The sequence below is a fragment of the Pseudomonas sp. NFR09 genome (assembly GCF_900111535.1).
Taxonomy (GTDB): domain Bacteria; phylum Pseudomonadota; class Gammaproteobacteria; order Pseudomonadales; family Pseudomonadaceae; genus Aquipseudomonas; species Aquipseudomonas extremorientalis.
The window spans coordinates 519,265-541,473 of the sequence record NZ_FOIH01000003.1 but is presented as its reverse complement, the minus strand read 5'-3'; the positions used below and the strand labels follow the sequence as shown (position 1 = coordinate 541,473).

The 22,209-nt window shown below is 61.6% G+C and carries 16 protein-coding genes; 3 read left to right on the top strand and 13 right to left on the bottom strand.

Annotated elements, in window-relative coordinates; genetic code table 11:
• Positions 1 to 5: 5 nt before the first annotated feature.
• Entirely contained in the window at positions 6 to 965 is a 960-nt protein-coding gene (locus BMX59_RS09975; protein WP_003174327.1) for an AAA family ATPase, read from the bottom strand.
• A gap of 259 nt (positions 966 to 1,224) precedes the next feature.
• Positions 1,225 to 1,578 carry a hypothetical protein gene (locus BMX59_RS09970; RefSeq protein ID WP_093121208.1) on the bottom strand — a complete coding sequence of 118 codons (354 nt, stop codon included), beginning with the start codon at positions 1,576 to 1,578 and terminating at the stop codon, positions 1,225 to 1,227.
• A gap of 492 nt (positions 1,579 to 2,070) precedes the next feature.
• On the opposite strand from BMX59_RS09970, the gene BMX59_RS09965 reads away from it, so the two are divergent.
• Complete coding sequence (locus tag BMX59_RS09965; protein ID WP_093121207.1) at positions 2,071 to 6,930, top strand: NAD-glutamate dehydrogenase; 4,860 nt, start codon at positions 2,071 to 2,073, stop codon at positions 6,928 to 6,930.
• A gap of 90 nt (positions 6,931 to 7,020) precedes the next feature.
• Here BMX59_RS09965 and BMX59_RS09960 read toward each other — a convergent pair whose 3' ends face one another.
• The 4 genes from BMX59_RS09960 to BMX59_RS09945 form a co-directional block, all read right to left on the bottom strand.
• Positions 7,021 to 8,046: an SEL1-like repeat protein gene (locus tag BMX59_RS09960; RefSeq protein ID WP_139212862.1), complete on the bottom strand. Its 1,026-nt coding sequence runs from the start codon at positions 8,044 to 8,046 to the stop codon at positions 7,021 to 7,023.
• A 97-nt stretch (positions 8,047 to 8,143) separates the two neighbouring features.
• On the bottom strand, positions 8,144 to 8,824 hold the full coding sequence (locus tag BMX59_RS09955) for a GntR family transcriptional regulator (RefSeq protein ID WP_071487945.1): 681 nt from the start codon (positions 8,822 to 8,824) through the stop codon (positions 8,144 to 8,146).
• A gap of 17 nt (positions 8,825 to 8,841) precedes the next feature.
• Positions 8,842 to 9,543, bottom strand: coding sequence for a FadR/GntR family transcriptional regulator (locus BMX59_RS09950; protein ID WP_092244184.1), 702 nt, complete (start codon positions 9,541 to 9,543; stop codon positions 8,842 to 8,844).
• 62 nt (positions 9,544 to 9,605) lie between these two features.
• Positions 9,606 to 10,931: a C4-dicarboxylate transporter DctA gene (locus BMX59_RS09945; protein ID WP_175486675.1), complete on the bottom strand. Its 1,326-nt coding sequence runs from the start codon at positions 10,929 to 10,931 to the stop codon at positions 9,606 to 9,608.
• A 217-nt stretch (positions 10,932 to 11,148) separates the two neighbouring features.
• Here BMX59_RS09945 and BMX59_RS09940 point away from each other — a divergent pair, with 217 nt between their 5' ends.
• Positions 11,149 to 11,778, top strand: coding sequence for a DNA-3-methyladenine glycosylase I (locus BMX59_RS09940; protein WP_093121204.1), 630 nt, complete (start codon positions 11,149 to 11,151; stop codon positions 11,776 to 11,778).
• Positions 11,779 to 11,913: 135 nt separating this feature from the next.
• Here BMX59_RS09940 and BMX59_RS09935 read toward each other — a convergent pair whose 3' ends face one another.
• The 6 genes from BMX59_RS09935 to BMX59_RS09910 all read right to left on the bottom strand — a co-directional run bounded on the left by BMX59_RS09935 (position 11,914) and on the right by BMX59_RS09910 (position 17,569).
• Positions 11,914 to 12,315, bottom strand: coding sequence for a cupin domain-containing protein (locus tag BMX59_RS09935; protein ID WP_093121203.1), 402 nt, complete (start codon positions 12,313 to 12,315; stop codon positions 11,914 to 11,916).
• An 84-nt stretch (positions 12,316 to 12,399) separates the two neighbouring features.
• Entirely contained in the window at positions 12,400 to 13,833 is a 1,434-nt protein-coding gene (locus tag BMX59_RS09930; RefSeq protein WP_093121202.1) for a MocR-like pyridoxine biosynthesis transcription factor PdxR, read from the bottom strand.
• A gap of 70 nt (positions 13,834 to 13,903) precedes the next feature.
• On the bottom strand, positions 13,904 to 14,671 hold the full coding sequence (locus BMX59_RS09925; protein WP_071487940.1) for an SDR family oxidoreductase: 768 nt from the start codon (positions 14,669 to 14,671) through the stop codon (positions 13,904 to 13,906).
• A gap of 9 nt (positions 14,672 to 14,680) precedes the next feature.
• Positions 14,681 to 15,748, bottom strand: coding sequence for a phosphotransferase family protein (locus BMX59_RS09920; protein ID WP_092244157.1), 1,068 nt, complete (start codon positions 15,746 to 15,748; stop codon positions 14,681 to 14,683).
• A gap of 129 nt (positions 15,749 to 15,877) precedes the next feature.
• On the bottom strand, positions 15,878 to 16,831 hold the full coding sequence (locus tag BMX59_RS09915) for a 2-hydroxyacid dehydrogenase (protein ID WP_092244153.1): 954 nt from the start codon (positions 16,829 to 16,831) through the stop codon (positions 15,878 to 15,880).
• Between the two features lie 144 nt (positions 16,832 to 16,975).
• Positions 16,976 to 17,569 (bottom strand): TetR/AcrR family transcriptional regulator, encoded by a 594-nt coding sequence (locus BMX59_RS09910; RefSeq protein ID WP_093121201.1) that lies wholly within the window; start codon positions 17,567 to 17,569, stop codon positions 16,976 to 16,978.
• A 284-nt stretch (positions 17,570 to 17,853) separates the two neighbouring features.
• On the opposite strand from BMX59_RS09910, the gene BMX59_RS09905 reads away from it, so the two are divergent.
• A complete protein-coding gene (locus BMX59_RS09905) occupies positions 17,854 to 19,131 on the top strand; it encodes a serine/threonine transporter (protein WP_093121200.1) in 1,278 nt (425 codons plus the stop codon).
• A 177-nt stretch (positions 19,132 to 19,308) separates the two neighbouring features.
• Here the strand turns inward: BMX59_RS09905 and acnB are convergent, their stop codons facing one another.
• Positions 19,309 to 21,918, bottom strand: a complete 2,610-nt coding sequence (acnB, locus tag BMX59_RS09900) for a bifunctional aconitate hydratase 2/2-methylisocitrate dehydratase (RefSeq protein WP_092244144.1) — start codon at positions 21,916 to 21,918, stop codon at positions 19,309 to 19,311.
• Positions 21,919 to 22,209: the final 291 nt, after the last annotated feature.

The window sequence follows — 22,209 nt, the reverse complement described above, 5'->3', positions numbered from 1 at the left end:
GGGTTTCAAGCGACGGCAACGACGTCGAGAATGCGTTGCACCACGCGGTCCTGGTCGATGCCGGCGGCTTCGGCTTCGAACGACAGGATGATGCGATGGCGCAGCACGTCGAACAGCACCGCCTGGATGTCTTCCGGGCTGACGAAGTCGCGACCGGCCAGCCAGGCATGGGCGCGGGCGCAGCGGTCGAGGGCGATGGAGCCGCGAGGGCTGGCGCCGTAGGCGATCCACTCGGCCATCTCCGGATCAAATTTGGCCGGCGTGCGCGTGGCCATGACCAGTTGCACCAGGTATTCCTCCACCGCGTCGGCCATGTACAGGCCGAGGATTTCCTTGCGTGCGGCGAAGATCGCCTGCTGGCTGACGCGACGTTCCGGCTTGGTTTCGCCGTTGAGCGCTTCGCCACGGGCCTGTTGCAGGATGCGTCGCTCCACGGCGGCGTCGGGGAAGCCGATCTTGACGTGCATCAGGAAACGGTCGAGCTGGGCCTCCGGCAGGGGGTAGGTGCCTTCCTGTTCGATGGGGTTTTGCGTGGCCATCACCAGGAACAGCGGCGACAGGTCATAGGTACTGCGCCCGACGCTGACCTGGCGCTCGGCCATGGCTTCCAGCAGGGCCGATTGCACCTTGGCCGGGGCGCGGTTGATTTCGTCCGCCAGCACCAGGTTGTGGAAGATCGGGCCCTGCTGGAACACGAAGCTGCCGGTTTCCGGGCGATAGATCTCGGTGCCGGTGATGTCGGCGGGCAACAGGTCGGGGGTGAACTGGATACGATGGAACTGCGCTTCGATCCCTTCGGCCAACTCTTTGATGGCCTTGGTCTTGGCCAGGCCTGGCGCGCCTTCCACCAGCATATGGCCGTCGGCGAGCAAGGCGATCAACAGGCGATCGATGAGTTTTTCCTGGCCGAGAATCTGCGTAGAAAGAAAGGTTCGCAGCGCAAGCAGCGCTTCACGATGTTCCATCGATGACGGTTCCTGGAGAGATGAGCCTTGGCGTTGTGAAAAATGCCAAGACCTGGGGCGTCTACTTTAAAGCATCGAGGGGGGTGGCGACTAACGGCGTGACGGGTATTTTTGGCAAATCTTGTAGGAAATGTGTGTGGGAACGCGGTCGATGTGGGAGGGGGCTTGCCCCCGATAGCAGTGGGTCAGACGCAGATGCAGGAACTGGTTCGCCGCTATCGGGGGCAAGCCCCCTCCCACATTTGATTGTGGGTGCCGCTTAAATTCGGGTGAAAGTGCCGGTGCCTTTCAGGATGTTTTGCAGGGTTTGCTCGACTTCGGCCATATCCGACGCCGCCGTGGCGTGGGTAATCTCCAGCTGGTCCTTGCCACCCAAGGCATCGGCATCGCCGGCAGCCAATTCGATCAGCAGGGTAGTGTCACTCAGCGTGACCTTCAGCCCATCCAGCGTCGAGGGCTCGTAATCCCAGGTCAACTCCACTTCGTCTTCATCCGGGTAGCGGGTGAGCATGAACATTTCGCCGTTCTTGCCGTGGCAGCAGAGCATGGCCATGTTGTCTTCTTCGTCGTCGCACGGCGTGGCCATCAGGGCGTCGGTTTTCAGTTGCAGCATGGGCAATCCTGTCTGGGGTAGGGCGTAATGCGCGCAATTGTGCCATTGCGGCGAATTTTGTGCTGCTTCCTGTGTCATACCCCGTGCATGACCTGGCGGGCAATATCGGTCATTTCTGATACTCGCCGGCGTGGAAATAGGCGGTTTTTATCCCGGGAATGATGGGTTGCCCAAGTCGCAACCCGGCACCTGCTTGCCGATGACCGAATATGTCGCAGCGTCGCAAGCAGCTGGCTTCCCACACTCGTTAAGCTGCACAACGGATGTGCATGAGCCTGGCGCCTGACCTGCCCGTCGTACCGTCACCCGGCAAGGTGCACATCTTATGGAAGTTGTATGTGACCTCATTGTCTTGTCCAGCTTCACCCACCTGTCACCCTGATTCGTTTATGGTGCTTAACTCGTCACCCAGCGAACAGCGCTGACGGTCTCCCCGCAAGGGGATAACACGCGACGCTTCCATCAATAACAAGCCCAAGCGGAGTACCACAGATGGCGTTTTTCACCGCAGCCAGCAAGGCCGACTTCCAGCATCAACTGCAAGCGGCACTGGCGCAGCACATCAGTGAACAGGCACTGCCACAAGTGGCGCTGTTCGCTGAACAATTCTTCGGCATCATTTCCCTGGACGAACTGACCCAGCGTCGCCTTTCCGACCTGGCCGGTTGCACCCTCTCTGCGTGGCGCCTGCTTGAGCGCTTTGACCATACCCAACCGCAAGTGCGGGTCTACAACCCCGATTACGAACGTCATGGCTGGCAGTCGACCCACACCGCGGTCGAAGTGCTGCACCATGACCTGCCCTTCCTGGTGGACTCGGTCCGCACCGAGCTGAACCGCCGTGGCTACAGCATCCACACCCTGCAGACCACCGTGCTCAGCGTACGCCGTGGCGCCAAGGGCGAGTTGCTGGAAATCCTGCCAAAAGGCACCCAGGGCGAAGGCATCCTGCAAGAATCGCTGATGTACCTGGAAATCGATCGTTGCGCCAACGCCGCCGAACTGAACGTGCTGAGCAAAGAGCTTGAGCAGGTGCTGGGCGAAGTGCGCGTGGCCGTGGCCGATTTCGAACCGATGAAAGCCAAGGTCCAGGACCTGCTGGCCGGTATCGATGCGAGCCAGTTCGCTATCGACGGTGAAGAAAAAGCCGAGATCAAGAACTTCCTGGAATGGCTGGTGGGCAACCACTTCACCTTCCTCGGCTATGAAGAGTTCGTGGTACGTGACGAGGCGGACGGCGGTCATATCGAATATGACGCCGGTTCCTTCCTCGGTCTGACCAAGCTGCTGCGCGCCGGCCTCACCGCCGACGATCTGCGCATCGAAGATTACGCCGTGGCCTACCTGCGTGAGCCAGCCGCGCTGTCCTTCGCCAAGGCCGCGCACCCGAGCCGCGTGCACCGCCCGGCCTACCCGGACTACGTGTCGATCCGTGAGATCGACGCCGACGGCAAGGTCATCAAGGAACACCGCTTCATGGGCTTGTACACCTCCTCGGTGTATGGCGAAAGCGTACGGGCCATTCCATACATCCGCCGCAAGGTCGCGGAAATCGAACGTCGCTCGGGCTTCCAGCCCAAGGCGCACCTGGGCAAGGAGCTGGCCCAGGTCGTTGAAGTGCTGCCCCGTGACGACCTGTTCCAGACCCCGGTCGACGAGTTGTTCAGCACTGTGATGTCGATCGTGCAGATCCAGGAGCGCAACAAGATCCGCGTGTTCCTGCGCAAGGACCCGTACGGTCGTTTCTGCTACTGCCTGGCCTACGTGCCACGCGACATCTATTCCACCGAAGTGCGCCAGAAGATCCAGCAAGTATTGATGGATCGCCTGAAGGCCTCGGACTGCGAGTTCTGGACCTTCTTCTCCGAATCCGTGCTGGCCCGTGTGCAGCTGATTCTGCGGGTTGATCCGAAGAACCGCCTGGATATCGACCCGCTGCAACTGGAAAAGGAAGTGGTGCAGGCCTGCCGCAGCTGGCAGGACGACTACTCCAGCCTGGTGGTGGAAAGCTTTGGCGAAGCCCACGGCACCAATGTGCTGGCGGACTTCCCGAAAGGCTTCCCGGCCGGTTACCGCGAGCGCTTTGCCGCGCACTCGGCGGTGGTCGACATGCAGCACTTGCTCAGCCTCACCGAAGCCAATCCGCTGGTGATGAGCTTCTATCAGCCGCTGGGCCAGGTCTCCGGCCAACGCGAGCTGCATTGCAAGCTGTACCACGCCGACACCCCGCTGGCGCTGTCCGACGTGCTGCCGATCCTGGAAAACCTCGGCCTGCGTGTGCTGGGCGAATTCCCGTACCGTCTGCGTCATGCCAATGGCCGTGAGTTCTGGATCCATGACTTCGCGTTCATCGCCGCCGAAGGCGTGAACCTGGATATCCAGCAACTCAACGACACCCTGCAGGACGCGTTCGTGCACATCGTGCATGGCGACGCCGAGAACGATGCGTTCAACCGCCTGGTGCTCACCGCTGGCCTGCCATGGCGCGACGTCGCGCTGCTGCGCGCCTACGCCCGTTACCTCAAGCAGATCCGCCTGGGCTTCGACCTCGGTTACATCGCCAGCACCCTGAACAACCACACCGACATCGCCCGCGAGTTGACCCGGTTGTTCAAGACCCGCTTCTACCTGGCGCGCAAGCTCACCGCCGACGACCTGGAAGACAAGCAGCAACGCCTGGAGCAAGCGATCCTCACCGCCCTGGACGATGTCCAGGTGCTCAACGAAGACCGCATCCTGCGTCGCTACCTGGACCTGATCAAGGCGACCCTGCGTACCAACTTCTACCAGACCGACGCCAACGGGCAGAACAAGTCGTACTTCAGCTTCAAGTTCAATCCGCACGCGATCCCTGAATTGCCCAAGCCGGTGCCGAAGTTTGAAATCTTCGTGTACTCGCCACGGGTCGAAGGCGTGCACCTGCGCTTCGGCAACGTCGCCCGCGGCGGCCTGCGCTGGTCCGACCGTGAAGAAGACTTCCGCACCGAAGTGCTTGGCCTGGTCAAAGCCCAGCAAGTGAAGAACTCGGTGATCGTGCCGGTGGGGGCGAAGGGCGGCTTCCTGCCGCGTCGCCTGCCTCTGGGCGGCAGCCGTGACGAGATCGCGGCCGAGGGCATCGCCTGCTACCGCATCTTCATTTCCGGCCTGCTGGACATTACCGATAACCTCAAGGACGGCGCCCTGGTGCCGCCGGCCAACGTCGTGCGCCATGACGACGATGACCCGTACCTGGTGGTGGCGGCGGACAAGGGCACTGCGACCTTCTCCGACATCGCCAACGGCATCGCCATCGACTACGGCTTCTGGCTGGGTGACGCGTTCGCCTCCGGTGGTTCCGCCGGTTACGACCACAAGAAAATGGGCATCACCGCCAAGGGCGCATGGGTCGGCGTGCAGCGTCACTTCCGTGAGCGCGGCATCAATGTGCAGGAAGACAGCATCACCGTGGTGGGCGTCGGCGACATGGCCGGTGACGTGTTCGGCAACGGCCTGTTGATGTCCGACAAGCTGCAACTGGTCGCGGCCTTCAACCACCTGCATATCTTCATTGACCCGAACCCGAACCCGGCCACCAGCTTCGTCGAGCGCAAGCGCCTGTTCGAGCTGCCGCGTTCGGCCTGGACCGACTATGACACCAGCATCATGTCCGAAGGCGGCGGTATCTTCTCGCGCAGCGCGAAGAGCATTGCCATCTCGCCACAGATGAAGGAACGCTTCGACATCTCGGCCGACAAGCTGACGCCGACCGAACTGCTGAATGCCTTGCTCAAGGCGCCGGTAGACCTGTTGTGGAACGGCGGTATTGGCACTTACGTCAAGGCCAGCAGCGAAAGCCACGCCGATGTGGGCGACAAGGCCAACGACGCCCTGCGCGTCAACGGCAACGAGCTGCGCTGCAAGGTGGTGGGCGAGGGCGGTAACCTCGGCATGACCCAGCTGGGTCGTGTGGAATTCGGCCTCAATGGCGGCGGTTCCAACACCGACTTCATCGACAACGCCGGTGGCGTGGACTGCTCCGACCACGAAGTGAACATCAAGATCCTGCTCAACGAAGTGGTGCAGGCCGGTGACATGACCGACAAGCAACGCAACCAGTTGCTGGCGAGCATGACCGACGAAGTCGGCAACCTGGTGTTGGGCAACAACTACAAGCAGACCCAGGCCCTGTCCCTGGCGGCGCGCCGTGCCTACGAGCGTGCTGCCGAGTACAAGCGCCTGATGAGCGACCTGGAAGGTCGTGGCAAGCTGGACCGCGCCATCGAGTACCTGCCGACCGAGGAGCAGCTCACCGAGCGCGCCGCGAACGGTAAGGGCCTGACCCGTCCGGAGCTGTCGGTGCTGATCTCGTACAGCAAGATCGACCTCAAGGAAGCGCTGCTCAAGTCGCTGGTACCGGATGACGAGTACCTGACCCGCGACATGGAGACCGCGTTCCCGCCGAGCCTGGTCGCCAAGTTCGGTGAGGCCATGCGTCGCCACCGCCTCAAGCGCGAGATCGTCAGCACCCAGATCGCCAACGACCTGGTCAACCACATGGGCATCACCTTCGTGCAGCGACTCAAAGAGTCGACCGGCATGAGCCCGGCGAACGTGGCCGGCGCGTATGTGATCGTGCGTGACATCTTCCACCTCCCGCACTGGTTCCGCCAAATAGAAGCCCTGGACCACCAGGTCTCCGCCGAGGTGCAACTGGAGCTGATGGATGAGCTGATGCGCCTGGGTCGTCGTGCTACGCGCTGGTTCCTGCGCAGCCGTCGCAACGAGCAGGACGCTGGCCGTGACACCGCGCACTTCGGTCCGCACCTGGCGGCGCTGGGCCTCAAGCTCGACGAACTGCTGGAAGGCCCGACCCGCGAAGGCTGGCAGAAGCGCTACCAGGCCTACACCGAAGCCGGCGTGCCGGAGTTGTTGGCACGCATGGTTGCAGGTACGACCCACCTGTACACCTTGCTGCCGATCATCGAAGCCGCTGACGTGACCGGGCATGACGCCGCCGAAGTGGCCAAGGCCTACTTCGCCGTTGGCAGCGCTTTGGACTTGCCATGGTACCTGCAGCAGATCAGCGATCTGCCGGTGGGCAACAACTGGCAGGCTGCGGCCCGCGAAGCGTTCCGCGACGATGTGGACTGGCAGCAACGCGCGATCACCATCTCCGTCCTGCAAATGGCCGACGCGCCACAAGACATGGAAGCCCGCGTGGCCCTGTGGCTTGAGCAGCACAAGGACATGGCCGAGCGTTGGGTGGCGATGATGGTGGAAATCCGTGCTGCGGTCGGCACGGACTACGCCATGTACGCGGTGGCCAACCGGGAGTTGCTGGACCTGGCGTTGAGTGGTCAGTCGGTGCTTTAAACGGCTGATCCGTCGTTGAAAACAAAAATCCCCGCATGGAATGATGCGGGGATTTTTTATGGGGCCTTCAATGTCGCCGATGTTCCGGGATCAATGCGGTGCGCCCACGATGATGAAGGGGACGATGGATTTGAATACGTGTTCTATACGTTCGTGCAGGCTGACGCGGATTGCTTCGCTGGCCGAATACTGTTGCGGCGTCATTTGATGCCAAATAGCGTCCATGTCATGTTGCAGGTTTTCAGCCGCGAGGGGGTTGGTCAGTTTCGGCAGAACCATGCCCAGCACTGCATAGGCCTTGGCGAAATCCCTTTCAAGTCCGTACGTCCGCGGTGCCACGGTGTGTCGCTGCACGACAAGGGACAGCCCTTGGTTGATTTGCGGCATGCCTGCCAGTGCATACCCATATTCCATCAACGCATCGAGTTGACCCAATAAAGCGAGCTGGACCAGTCGTTGTTGTTTTTCCAGAATGTCTGCGGTGGACGTTTGGGAGAAAACACGCTCAGCCAGCGCCGGCACGCTACCGCCGTCGGCCGCTTTCTGCCGAAGCTCTTCGATCAGTGCGTGACGTTCCACGGCGTTGGGGATCAGTTGCGGAGTATCGTGATAGGCCTCGGCGAGCTCGAATTGCGCTGAAGAATCGTTGAGGGCAACGGCTTTTTTCAACCAATTCACATCCTTGTCGAGTTTAAACAGGAAGCTCATGGCCTGAGTATCTCCGGCCTCCGCCTTGGGGGTGAGTATTTCAGCGGCTTTGCGCAGGGATTGGGTATCGCCCAAACGCATCAGTGCCGGGACGTAGTCTTGAGCCGCCGCCAGCCTCAGCCATTGGCGAGTTTCTTGCGAGGCAATGCGAAAACCACCGTCCCGGCGGGTAACGCAGGTTGCCATTGCGTACTGGGCTTGAGCCTTGCCTTGGGCGGCGGCAATCGTCAGGCATAGCTCGGCTTTGTCATAGCTCTCAAGCGCGAGCAGTTCAAAGCCGATCTTTGTCGCGATCTCATTCAGTTGTCCCAGTGATCCATTGATTGTTTCACCCAGTAGGCTTTTCTGCGCATTCAGCTGTGTGAGCAGCGCGAACAGCGCAGGCATGGTTTGAGTATCTACATACATGATGATGACCTGTGATTAGGCACTTCAGTTGTGCAGACACAGGGTATGGAGCAGGTCGGTATCCGGGCGGTACATACCTAGGGGGTGAGGGGCGTCGTCATTGATTCAGTTGTCTTTCCAGGTGATTCAGGTGCAGGGTCATCAGGTTGACGGCGCGGGTGACGTCCTGCTGTTCAATGGCGTCGGCAATTGCCCCATGCTCCTGCCATGCGCAGTAGGTACAGGCTTGCGCTTCATAGCGAGCGATTGCGAGTGACGTGAGCGGCACCAGGCTGTTGAGGAACTGTGCAAGCGGCTCGTTACCGGCGATCTTTGCCAGCTGCAGGTGAAACTCCCCGGATAACCGAATCGCCGGCCCACGCTGGTCGCGCTCGATGCATTCGCGCTCCCTGGTGATCAAGTCGCGCAACTGGCGTATTTTCGCGGGAGTGGCTTGGGCGCAGGCCAGTTGCACCACGGTGATTTCCGTCAGTCGCCGCGCTTCCAGAATTTCCCGGGTCTGTTGTGCGTCCGGTGCTGCCACCTGGGCGCGCTGGTTGGGGCGCAGGATGATCACTTGCTGATGGGACAGCTTGGCCAGGACCCGGCGGATCACACTGCGACTCACACCAAAGGTCTCGCCCAGGCCTTCTTCGGTAAAACGGCTGGCTGGGGCAATACGCTGTTCGAGGATGGCGTCGAACAAGCGCGGATAGATGTCATCCACTGAAGGCTTTTTACCGGCGACCAGGCGCAGGGTCGGGAGGATAGGGTCGTAGTGCAAGGCGTGGGCGGTCATGGCCTGTCTCCAAAAAATCAGCTGCCCAGATGGTCGTCCGGGATGTTCAAGCGAATACCCATGCGCAGGCCTTCCCGAAGGATGTGCCGCCGCATCTCGGCACTGGCCAGGGCGCTGTTCTTGTTGCGGATGGCGCGTACTACGGCTTCGTTTTCCTGCAGGCGTTCGGCCAGGTGTTCGGGCGAGTTGCGCAGTACCTGGGCGCTTTGCTTGAGGGCATTGCTGGTCTGTTGCACCACGTTCTGGAAGATCGGGTTGGAGGTAAGGGCGAACAGCTCTTCGTGAAAGCCGATGTAGGCGTTCATGCCGGCTTCGGCGTCGCCCGCGTCGAGGGCTTCGCGCATGTCCATCAAGGTCAGGCGCAGTTGGCCGACTTCCTTGCTGCTGATGGACTGCGCTACCAGGCCGACAATGAAGGGTTCGAGGGTGTAGCGCAGTTGCAGGATGTCTTCCAGGCTGGCGTCGGCTACCGCGTCGCTGGATTGCGGTTCGCTGACGCTGGTTTCCAGCACCACTACGCCTTTGCCAGGCATGGAGCGCACAAGGCCGAGGGTCTCCAGCACGATCACCGCTTCACGCAGGCTGGGGCGGCTGATGCCCATCTGTTCGGCCAGTTCGCGTTGGCCGGGGAGCATTTCACCCCGGCGCCACTGACCACGCGCCAAGGCGGCGCGGAGTTTTTCTACGACTGAATTGACGACGGTTGAGGTGCTGATCACGTCGTGCGTCTCCCTGATCTTGCAAATGGATGTGTGGGAGAGGGCAAGCCCCCTCCGACATTTCAGAACTCTTGATGCGCCGGTAATACCGGCTTCTTGGCCTGGAAGGCATAGCCTTGCTGACCGTCCAGCACCTTGTTGGCGCGCTGGATATCGATGTCTTTTTCCCAGCGAGCAATGGCCACGGTCGCCACGCAGTTGCCGATCAGGTTAGTCAATGCACGGCCGATGCCCATGAACCAATCCACCGCCAGCACCAGCACCAGGCCCACCACCGGAATCGCCGGGATCGCGGTGAGGGTCGCCGCCAGGATCACCAGCGCCGACCCCGGAATGCCGTGGGCGCCCTTGGAGGTGATCAACGACACCAGCAGGATCGTCAGCAGGTCGGTCATCGACAGGGGGGTGCCGGTGGCGTTGGCGATAAACACAATGGCCAGGGTCAGGTAGATCGAGAACCCATCGAGGTTGAACGAATACCCCGTTGGAATCACCAGGCCCACGGTGGAACTGCCAATGCCCAGGTGCTCCAGCTTGCGCATGATCTGTGGCAATACGGCGTCAGAGGAAGCGGTGCCCATCACGATCAGCAGTTCTTCACGCAGGTACTTGAGCAGCGGCAACATGCGCAGGCCCGACAGGCGCATCACCATGCCGAGGATCAGTACGACAAAGGCAAGGCACGTCAGGTAGAACAGGCCCACCAGGCTGCCCAGGTGTTGCAGGGAGTCCAGGCCATAGGTGCTGGTGGTGAAGGCGATCGCGCCGAACACACCGATCGGCGCCAGGCGCACGATCATGCCCATGATGCGGAAAATGATGTGGCTCAGTTCGTTGATCAGTCGCGAGATGCCCGACGCCGCTTCGCCCACCAGGTTCAGCGCGCTGCCGAACAGCACCGAGAACAGCAGCACTTGCAGCACGTTGTTGTCGGCAAAGGCACCGATGACCGAGTTGGGAATCAGGTCCATCAGGAACTGACTGGTGCCGCGGATGTGCTGGCCCTTGTCGGCCAGTTCATTCAAACCAGCGGAGGACAATTGTTCCAGATGGATATTGGCGCCTTGGCCGATGCCGGTGCTGAAGGCCATGACCAGGCCGATCACCAGCGCGACGGTGGTGAGGATCTCGAAGTAGATCACTGACTTGAGGCCGATGCGTCCGACTTTCTTCAAGTCGCCGGCGCCGGAAATGCCGCTGACCACCACGCAGAACACGATCAGGCCGATCAGCATTTTGATCAGCTTGATAAAGCCGTCACCCAGGGGTTTGAGTTGCGAGGAGAATTCGGGAAGGGCCAGGCCGCAGGCGATGCCGAGCATCAGGCCAATCACGACTTGCAGGAAAATCGAACGCGAGCACCATCTGAGCATGGGAGGGATCTCTATTCGGTGCCCTGGTGGTTCCAGGGCTTAATTGTTGTGGTCTTACCGGTAAGTCCAGTGCGGGGCCAGTCTACGCCCGGTATTTTTGAAATCACAAGCAATTATTTGGCGGTTGACAGGTCCCGGTCTGACCAGTTGGTCGGTAACGGCGATGCTTGAGCGGTTGGCAGGGCGGAATTTTTTTCGCTTATCATCCGCTGCTCGGCACATGAGGTGATGGATGGACACACCAGGACTGACCACTGACGACACCGGGCAGACCCACTGCACCTGGCGCACGGCGGCGCCGGAATACCCGCGTTACCACGACGCCGAATGGGGCGTGCCGGTGGCGGACGATATCCAGTTGTACGAGAAGATCTGCCTCGAAGGCTTTCAGGCGGGCATGGCCTGGATCACCATCCTGCGCAAGCGCGAGCAGTTCCGGGTGGCCTTCGAAGGCTTTGATTTTCGGCGGGTGGCGCAGTACGGCGAAGCAGATATCGCGCGGTTGATGCAGGACCCGGGCATTGTGCGCAATCGGGCCAAGATCGTGTCCACGATCAACAATGCGCGCCGGGCGTGTGAGCTGGTGGATGAGACCGGTTCGTTGGCGCGCTGGTTGTGGGGGTTCGAACCCGATGAGCATGAACGGCCGGCGGTGGTGGACATGGCTTACTGGACGGGCAATCCCACGTCGCCGGCCTCGGTGCGATTGTCCAAGGCCTTGAAGAAGCGCGGTTGGACGTTCGTGGGGCCGACCACGATGTATGCGTTGATGCAGGCGATGGGCATGGTCAATGATCACCTCGAAGGTTGCGCCTGCCGCGAGCGGGTCCAAGACCTGCGCCGCCAGTTCAAACGCCCCTGAGTCACTGACCGATACAAATCAAAATGTGGGAGGGGGCTTGCCCCGATGGCGGCGTATCAGTAGCAGATTCATTGGCTGACACTCTGCTATCGGGGGCAAGCCCCCTCCCACCTTCCTGATTTGTGGCGTGGTGGGTTACTTGGGCAGAGGGGTAAGCACCTCGGCCTTGTCATCCAGCACCATCACCACCAGCAACCTGGCGGGCATGGTCTGGCTGGCATTGCTCGATTCAAAGTGGCGGGAACCCGCTGGCTCGTAGAACGACTCGCCGACCTTGTAGGTTTTCGCGGGCTCGTCATTCACCCGTGAAGTGATCGCGCCTTCCAGCACATAGGCCACGGCGGTGCCGGTGTGGCTGTGGGGCACGGTGGCCTGCCCGGGGGCGTAATCGACGGTGAGCATGAGGGTTTTCTTGCCCGGGACATTGGCCAGCGCATGCTCCTGCAGGACCTTGATCGACTCCTGGTTGTACACCGGTTCGTGAGCAAAGGCGCTGAGCGAGGCGAGCATCAGGGAGGCGGCAAGCAGTCGTTTCATGATGAGGTTTCCGAGTAGTTCGAGACCTCTTCACCCTACGCCGCGGGGCCTGAGTGACCAATGACCAATCCGGCGGAAAATCCGCTAGCCAATCTGCTGGAGAATATCGCGGACCGTATCCAGCGCCGGGTCGATGTCCAGGGCCTCGATGGCACCGAAGCCGATGATCAGGCCTGGACGTACCGGCGCATCGTGGAAGAACACATCCAGGGGATACAAGCCCACTTCTGCCTGGCGCGCGAGCTCCATCAGCAGCGGCATGTCCACCGGCACCTTGCACAGCGCCGCCATGTGGAACCCGGCCACGGTCGGCACCGCTTCGAACCACGGCGACAGATCCCCCGCCAGGCGCTGCAGGATCCGCTCGCGGCGCCCGGCGTAGATCGTGTGGCAGCGGCGGATGTGCTTGAGCAGGTAGCCCTCGCTGATGAACTTGGCCAACGCCCACTGGGGCAGGGTGGAGCTGTGCTGGTCGGTCAATTGCTTGGCCTTGAGCACCGCGCCGTAGATCGCCGGCGGCAGCACTGCGTAGCCCAGGCGCAACTCGGGCAGCAGGGTTTTCGAGAAGGTGCCCACATAGGTCACCACACCACGGGTGTCCAGGCTTTGCAGCGAGTCGGTGGGCCGCCCCTCATAGCGGAATTCGCTGTCGTAATCGTCCTCGATAATGATCGCGCCCAGCTCGAACGCCCGCGCCAGCAAGGCTTCACGACGCGCCAGGCTCATGGGCATGCCCAGGGGGAACTGGTGGGAGGGCGTCACATAGATCAGCCGTGTGCCGTCGGGAATCAGGTCGACCCGGATGCCCTGTTCATCCACCGGCACGCTGGCGACCTGGGCGCCCACCGCCATGAACATCTGGCGGGCGGGGCTGTAGCCGGGGTCTTCCATCGCCACAACGCTGCCCGGTTCCAGTACCACGCGGGCAATCAGGTCCAGCGCCTGTTGCGCGCCGTTGGTGACCACGATGTCGCGGTCGCGGCAGTTGACGCCACGGGAGAACGCGATGTGCCCGGCGATTGCGCTGCGCAGCGCCGGCAAGCCTTCGGGTTGGCTGTAGAAGCCACTGTTCTGCGCAATGCGCCGCAGCGCGTCCTGGGTGCAGCGGCGCCATTCATCCAGGGGGAACTGGTGGCGGCTGGTCGCACCGCCGATAAATTCGTAGCGCAAGGTGCTGTCGCGGGTGGGATGACGCATGGGCGAGGGCAGTGCCTGCCATTTCGCCAGGTTGGCGGCGCAGGCCAGGTCGGTGGCGGTTTGCACGCGATTCGTCTGTGGCGCCCACGCATTGACGAAGGTGCCACGGCCAATCTTGCCCACCAGCAGGCCTTCATAGGTCAACGTGGCGTAGGTGTCGGACACGGTCTTGCGCGATACGCCCAATTGCTCGGCCAGCAGGCGGCTGGGTGGCAATTGCGCGCCCGCCGCGAGTCGGCCGGTGGCGATGGCTTCACGCAACTGCTGATAAAGCTGGGCAGCCAGGTCCTTGCGCCCGTTGATGACGATGTGGAGTTCCATGTTTCATCCTGGGACAGTTCGATCTGCGCCAAGGTTACGCGCAAATCGATCTGTAGAAACCCAGGTGTACTCAGGACAGGAAACCGCCGTCCACATTCAGCGATACGCCGGTGGTGTAGCTTGACGCGTCACTGGCCAGGAACAGCACCGCACCGGCCATCTCGCTCGGGTCGGCCACACGCTTGAGCGGGATCTGCGCCAGGGCCATTTTCAGGATGGAATCGTTCTTCACCAGCGCCGAGGCGAACTTGGTGTCGGTCAGGCCCGGCAGCAAGGCGTTGCAGCGAATGCCGAACGCCGCGCATTCCTTGGCGAACACCTTGGTCATGTTGATCACGGCTGCCTTGGTCACCGAGTAGATGCCCTGGAACACACCCGGCGAGATCCCGTTGATCGAGGCGACGTTGATGATGCTGCCGCCGCCGTTCTCGCGCATCAGCTTGCCGGCTTCCACGGACATGAAGAAGTAGCCGCGGATGTTCACGTCCACGGTCTTCTGGAACGCACCGAGGTCGGTGTCCAGCACGTTGCAGAATTGCGGGTTGGTCGCGGCATTGTTGACCAGGATATCCAGGCGGCCGAACTGCTCGCGGATACCGGCGAACACCTGGGTGATCTGCTCCATTTCACCGATATGACAGGCGATGGCCGTGGCCTTGCCGCCGTCGGCGATGATCGCATCGGCGACGTGCTGGCAGCCTTCCAGCTTGCGGCTGGAGACGATCACGTGGGCGCCTTGCTGGGCCAGCAACTTGGCGATGGCCTCGCCGATGCCACGGCTGGCGCCGGAAACGAATGCGATCTTGCCATCGAGGTCGAACAGGTGGGTCTTGGACATAGCGGTTCCTTAAAGGGACGATTTGCTGATGACGTTCAGGCTCATCTGCTCGAGCAGCTTGTTCATGTGAATGAACTGCGCAAAGCGTTTGTCCTGGGTCTGGCCATGGAAGAAACGGTAGTAGATCTGCTGCACGATGCCGGCCAGGCGGAACAGGCCGTAGGTGTAGTAGAAGTCGAAATTGTCGATCTGGATGCCGGAGCGTTCGGCGTAATAGTCGACGAACTCACGGCGAGTGAGCATGCCGGGGGCGTTGCTCGGCTGGCGGCGCATCAACTGCACCGGCGCCGGGTCCGCCGCTTCGATCCAGTAGGCGAGGGTGTTGCCCAGGTCCATCAGCGGGTCGCCGAGGGTGGTGAGTTCCCAGTCCAGCACGCCGATGATCTGCATCGGGTTGTGCGGGTCGAGGATCACGTTATCGAAGCGGTAGTCGTTGTGCACGATGCTGGACGTGGGGTGATCGGCCGGCATCTTGTCGTCGAGCCAGGCGCGTACGGCTTCCCAGCTTGGTGCGTCGGGGGTCAGGGCCTTTTCGTAGCGGTCGCTCCAGCCGCGGATCTGGCGCGCCACGTAGCCGTCGGGCTTGCCCAGGTCGGCCAGGCCGCAGGCGTGGTAGTCCACCTGGTGCAGTTCCACGAACTTGTCGATGAAGCTTTTGCACAACGCCTCGGTCCTGGTCGCATCCAGGCCCAGTTCGGGCGGCAGGTCGGAGCGCAGGATGATGCCGTTGACGCGCTCCATCACATAGAACTCGGCACCGATCACCGACTCGTCAGTGCAATGCACATAGGCCTTGGGGCAATAGGGGAAACCGTCCTTGAGCTGGTTGAGAATGCGGTATTCGCGGCCCATGTCATGGGCGGACTTGGCCTTGTGGCCAAAGGGTGGGCGACGCAGCACGAATTCCTGGCCGGGGTATTCCAACAGGTAGGTCAGGTTCGACGCGCCACCGGGAAACTGGCTGATCCTGGGCGTGCCGTCCAGGCCCGGGATATGGGCCTTGAGGTAGGGATCGATCAGGCTGGCATCAAGCTCTTCGCCTGGGCGAATCTGGGTCGATTGGTCGTTCAGCGCCATGCTTATCCCTTCTGCTTATTCTAAAGGCCTCGGACTATTTCCTAATCTAATGCGCACAGCCGCCCAGCGACAAGGTCGGGGCGGCTTAATAGGTTAGCGTGTTGGAGGATGATCAGCGTGCCTGATCGGTCATTTCGTAGGCGGGGGCAGGGCGACCGGAGTGAGCACCGGGCGGCCGGCAAAGTACTCCACCAGGTTGTCGGCCACGCGCTGCACGGTGTCATGGGCCGCTTCCGGCGACAGCCCGGCCACGTGGGAGGTGAGCACGGTATTGCCGAGTTTCTTGAGCGCGTCGGGCACCTTGGGCTCATCGTCGAACACATCCAGCGCGGCGCCACCGATGCGACGCTGCTCCAGGGCGGCGACCAGGTCGGCGGTGACCACCACGCTGCCACGGCCGATATTGACCAGGTAGCCATTCGGCCCCAGGGCATCCAGGGCGTGGCGGTCGATCAGGTGGCGGGTGCTGGCACCGCCCGGCGTGGCCAGGATCAGGAAGTCCGAGGTGCGCGCCAGTTCAACGGCGGTGGCGCAGTAGGTGTAGTCCACATCGTCACGGGGCTGGCGGTTGTGATAGCTCACTTGCATGCCGAACCCCAGGGCGGCGCGCTTGGCGATCTCCATACCTACGGCGCCCAACCCGAGAATGCCCAATTGCTTGCCGCCCAGGGACGGGCGCATCACTTTGGGCCATTCGTTGCGACGCACCGCGGCGTCGGTCTGCGGGATGCCGCGCACCAGCGCCAGCAGCAACGCCATGGCGTGATCGGCCACCGACGGCGCATTCACCCCGGCGCCGTTGGTGACCACGATCCCGCGATTGCTGGCGGCCTGCAGGTCGACGTGTTCGTAGCCGGCGCCGATCACGCAGATGATTTCCAGCAGGGGCAGGGCGGCGATTTCCTCGGCGTACAAGCCCAGCGGACCACGGGTCAGCACCGCCTTGATCTGGCTGCCGTGGGCCTTGATGGCTTCGGCGCGTTCGGCGGGTGTCGGCGCGAGGATCACATGAAAGTCATTGCCCTCGATGATGGGCAGGTATTCGTTGATGGTTTCAACCAGGACCAGAACAGTGGCGGTCATCGGAAGGCTCTTCCTGAAGGGTTTGAGGGGAGGAGTATGCGGTATTTGTGCGGTCAGAAGCGGGTCTCGACTGCGCTTGCCCGCCGCCGGAAGCGGTCGTGGTGGTACGGGTGAGGGACGAGCCGGAAAAAGTTCATGGCCTGGTCATGCCGGGACGGGGGAAGGGCTGTCAACGGGCAGGAGGGCATTTCTTGCAGCCTTCAGGAAATCGTCCGACAGGCTATTGCCCCGTGTCGCACGTGCCAGGGTCACTGCGCCCACCATCATTGCGTAATGGGCCAGCATGGCTTGACGGTCACCGTCCTCGAGTTGGGCGAAGATCTCCAGGGACTTTTCAACGCCTTCTATAAACGTGCGCTGCAAAGCGGTATCGGCCGGTTCATGGCACATGTCCGGGGCGAAAGCCGAGACCGGGCAGCCGTCGCCGGGGTTGTCGCGGTGGGTGGCGGTCAGGTAGGGCCCCAGCACCGCCTGGCGCGCGGCCTGTTGATCGTCGCTGTGCTCGATTTTGGCCTGCCAGCCCAGGTTGGCGTGCTCGAATGCCTGTTGGCAGGCTTCGGTGGCCAGGGCTTCCTTGGAGGCGAAGTGCCCGTAGAATCCGCCGTGGGTCAGGCCGGCAGCAGCCATCACGTCTGACAGGCTGATACCGTGCAGTCCGCGCTCACGAAACAGGTGCGTGGCGGCCTCGACGATGATTTCGCGGTTGAGATCGGCTTGTTTGCGGGAGACGCGAGGCATGGCGGGGCTCTCTGGATAAGCGGCGGGCGTTGTGTAAAAACTACAGTAACAGCCGTGATTCTAAAATAGATTGGTACGGGAATGTATATTCTGCCTTCAGCCACAGGCCCCGAAAACCGCCGTCTACAGCCGCCCCTGCGGGCTTGCACCGCACCACCGTTCCTCAGCTAAGTCTTTGCTTCTTCAGAAGAATCCCGGACAATCCGGCCCCTTCTATGGTCGGGGCGCTGCCTGTCAGGTTTTTCTGACTCGTCCCGGCCGTGTAAATGCGGAGATCCGACCGGATGAATGATCAGGCCAATAGCGTCGACGAACGCTATGCAACGACACCTGCAACCCTCACAAGCTGGAGCCGCCAGGACACCACCTGGATGCTTGGCCTGTTCGGTACCGCCATTGGCGCCGGTACGCTGTTCTTGCCGATCAACGCGGGCCTGGGCGGCTTCTGGCCCCTGGTGATCCTGGCGCTGCTGGCGTTCCCGATGACCTTCTTCGCCCACCGTGGCCTGACCCGCTTCGTGCTGTCCGGCCGTGAAGGTTCCGATATCACCGACGTGGTGGAAGAACACTTCGGCATCAAGGCCGGCGCGCTGATCACCTTGCTGTACTTCTTCGCCATCTTCCCGATCCTGCTGATTTACAGCGTGGCGTTGACCAACACGGTCGGCAGCTTCATGGAACACCAACTGCACATTGCGCCACCGCCCCGGGCGATCCTGTCGTTCGTGCTGATCCTCGGCCTGCTGGCCGTGGTGCGTTGCGGCGAGCAAGTGATCGTCAAGGCCATGAGCCTGATGGTGTATCCGTTCATCGTCGCGTTGCTGTTCCTGGCGGTGTACCTGATTCCGCACTGGAACGGCGGCATCCTCAGCACCGCCAGCGTCATCCCCGCACCGTCCGCACTGCTCAACACGTTGTGGCTGGCGATCCCGGTGATGGTGTTCTCGTTCAACCATTCGCCGATCATCTCGGCCTTTGCGGTGGACCAGAAGCGCCAGTACGGCGCCCACGCCGATGAGCGCAGCTCGCAGATCCTGTCCCGCGCGCACCTGTTGATGGTGGTGATGGTGCTGTTCTTCGTATTCAGCTGCGTGCTGACCCTGTCGCCGGCGCAACTGGCCGAAGCGAAGGCGCAGAACCTGTCGATCCTGTCGTACCTGGCCAACCACTTCAATAACCCGACCATCGAGTTCGCAGCGCCGTTGATTGCGTTCGTGGCGATTGCCAAGTCGTTCCTGGGCCATTACATCGGCGCCAGTGAAGGTCTCAAGGGCCTGGTGCTGAAGACGGGTCGTCGTCCGCAGGCCAAGCGCCTGGACCGCATGACGGCGGCGTTCATGCTGGTGGTGTGCTGGATCGTTGCCACGTTGAACCCGAGCATCCTCGGCATGATCGAGGCGCTGGGCGGTCCGATCATTGCTTCGATTCTGTTCCTGATGCCGATGTATGCCATTCGCAAGGTGCCGGCCATGGCCAAGTACCGGGGGCAGGCGTCCAATGTGTTCGTCACGGCGGTGGGCCTGGTGGCGATTACTGCGGTGGTCTATTCGTTCTTCGCTTAAACCTGACGCGGTAAAAATGTGGGAGGGGGCTTGCCCCCGATCGCGGTGTCTCAGTGCCGGATTTATTGGCTGACCCACTGCTATCGGGGGCAAGCCCCCTCCCACATTTGTACTGCATTCCAGGCATAAAAAACGCCGCGTACCTCACGATACGCGGCGTTTTTTCACATCAACACCTTAGGCTTGAATCACCGGGATGTTGGCGCTTGCTGCGATCTTGCGGAACTCAGCAATCTGGTCGAAGTTCAGGTAGCGGTAGACGTCACTGGCCATGGTGTCCAGTTTCGCTGCGTAGCCCATGTACTCTTCGACGGTCGGCAGGCGACCCAGGGTAGACGCCACTGCCGCCAGCTCGGCCGAAGCCAGGTAGACGTTGGCGCCGTCACCCAGACGGTTCGGGAAGTTACGGGTCGACGTCGACACCACGGTCGAATTCGGCTCAACACGTGCCTGGTTGCCCATGCACAACGAGCAGCCCGGCATTTCCATGCGCGCGCCAGCCTTGCCGTAGATGCCGTAGTAGCCTTCTTCGGTCAGTTGGTGAGCGTCCATCTTGGTCGGCGGCGACAGCCACAGACGGGTTGGCAGCTGACCCTTGACCTGCTCCAGCAGCTTGCCGGCCGCACGGAAGTGACCGATGTTGGTCATGCACGAACCGATGAATACTTCGTCGATCTTCTCGCCGGCAACGCTCGACAGCAGGCGGGCATCGTCCGGGTCGTTCGGTGCGCAGAGGATCGGCTCGTTGATGTCGGCCAGGTCGATCTCGATGATTTCGGCGTATTCCGCGTCGGCATCGGCTTCCATCAGCTCAGGGTTCTTGACCCAGGCTTCCATCGCTTGGGCGCGACGTTCCAGGGTGCGTGCATCGCCGTAGCCTTCACCGATCATCCAGCGCAGCAGGGTGATGTTGGAGTTCAGGTATTCGGTGATCGACTCTTTCGACAGCTTGATGGTGCAACCGGCAGCCGAACGTTCAGCCGAGGCGTCGGACAGCTCGAAAGCCTGTTCCAGCGTCAGGTCGTTCAGGCCTTCGATTTCCAGGATGCGGCCGGAGAAGGCGTTCTTCTTGCCTTTCTTCTCTACAGTCAGCAGACCCGACTGGATCGCGTAGTAAGGAATGGCATGAACCAGGTCACGCAGGGTGATGCCAGGCTTCATCTTGCCTTTGAAGCGCACCAGGATCGATTCCGGCATGTCCAGTGGCATCACGCCAGTGGCTGCGGCGAACGCAACCAGACCGGAACCGGCCGGGAACGAAATGCCCATCGGGAAACGGGTGTGGGAGTCACCACCGGTACCCACGGTGTCCGGCAGCAGCATGCGGTTCAGCCAGCTGTGGATGATGCCGTCGCCTGGACGCAGCGATACACCGCCGCGGGTCATGATGAAGTCAGGCAGGGTGTGGTGGGTGGTCACGTCGATCGGCTTTGGATAGGCCGCGGTGTGGCAGAACGACTGCATTACCAGGTCGGTCGAGAAGCCCAGGCACGCCAGGTCTTTCAGTTCGTCACGGGTCATCGGACCGGTGGTGTCCTGGGAACCCACGGTGGTCATCTTCGGCTCGCAGTAGGTGCCAGGACGAACGCCTTTGCCTTCTGGCAGGCCGCACGCCTTGCCGACCATTTTCTGCGCCAGGGTGAAGCCTTTGCCGGTGTCGACAGGCGCTTCAGGCAGCTTGAACAGGTCGGTTGGGCCCAGGCCCAGCTCGGCACGGGCCTTGTCGGTCAGGCCGCGACCGATGATCAGCGGGATACGGCCACCGGCGCGGACTTCGTCCAACAGCACCGGAGTCTTCATTTCGAAGGTGGTGATGACTTCGTCGGTGCCGTGTTTGCAGACCTTGCCAGCATGCGGGTACAGGTCGATCACGTCGCCCATGTTGATGTTGGAAACGTCGAATTCGATGGGCAGTGCGCCAGCATCTTCCATGGTGTTGTAGAAGATCGGGGCGATCTTGCTGCCGAAGCAGAAGCCGCCAGCGCGCTTGTTCGGCACGTACGGAACGTCGTCGCCGAAGAACCACAGTACGGAGTTGGTCGCGGATTTACGCGAGGAACCGGTACCGACCACGTCACCGACGTAGGCGATCGGGAAGCCCTGGCCGCGCATTTCTTCGATCTGCTTCATCGGGCCGGTCTTGCCTTGCTCGTCCGGCACAATGCCTTCACGGGCCATTTTCAGCATGGCCAGGGCGTGCAGTGGGATGTCGGGACGGGACCAGGCATCCGGCGCAGGGGACAGGTCGTCGGTATTGGTTTCGCCGGTCACCTTGAATACGCGCAGGCTGATCTTGTCGGCCAGGGTAGGGCGGTTGCGGAACCACTCGCCGTCAGCCCAGGACTGGATCACGGCTTTGGCGTGTTCGTTGCCGTTCTTGGCTTTTTCGGCCACGTCGTGGAACGCATCGAACATCAGCAGGGTGTGCTTGAGTTGGGCGGCGGCGACGGGAGCCAGTGTGGCGTCGTCCAGCAGCTCGACCAGGGTCACGATGTTGTAGCCGCCTTGCATGGTGCCAAGCAGTTCAACGGCGCGTTTCTTGTCGATCAGGGGGGAAGTGGCTTCGCCCTTGGCCAGGGCAGACAGGAAACCGGCCTTGACGTAGGCAGCTTCGTCAACGCCTGGTGGAATGCGGTTGGTGATCAGGTCAACGAGGAATTCTTCTTCGCCAGCCGGAGGATTTTTCAGCAGCTCGACCAGGCCTGCGGTTTGTTCGGCGTTAAGCGGCTGGGGAACAATACCCAGGGCTGCGCGCTCTTCGATATGTTTGCGGTAGGCTTCAAGCACAGTTATTACCCTCATCAGTGGTCCCACGGGACGCTCATCCAGAAATGAACGGCACGCATGCGCTCGGGGGCTTTTTGGGCCGCAAAGCCAGCGCTGCCGGCATTCCTCACAGAAGCTGCTTTCAAAGTTTTACGCCTGCAGAACGGAGCTGATGAGGGTTGGCGAGGGCTCTGACCTACCGAGTCAGGGCCCGCGCCAACACCGTTCTGAAGGAACGACTGTGCTCGTGACGCTTTGAAAACAGCTTCCAGCGGATTATTGGCGCCTTACAAGGCCGGATGATTCTACGGC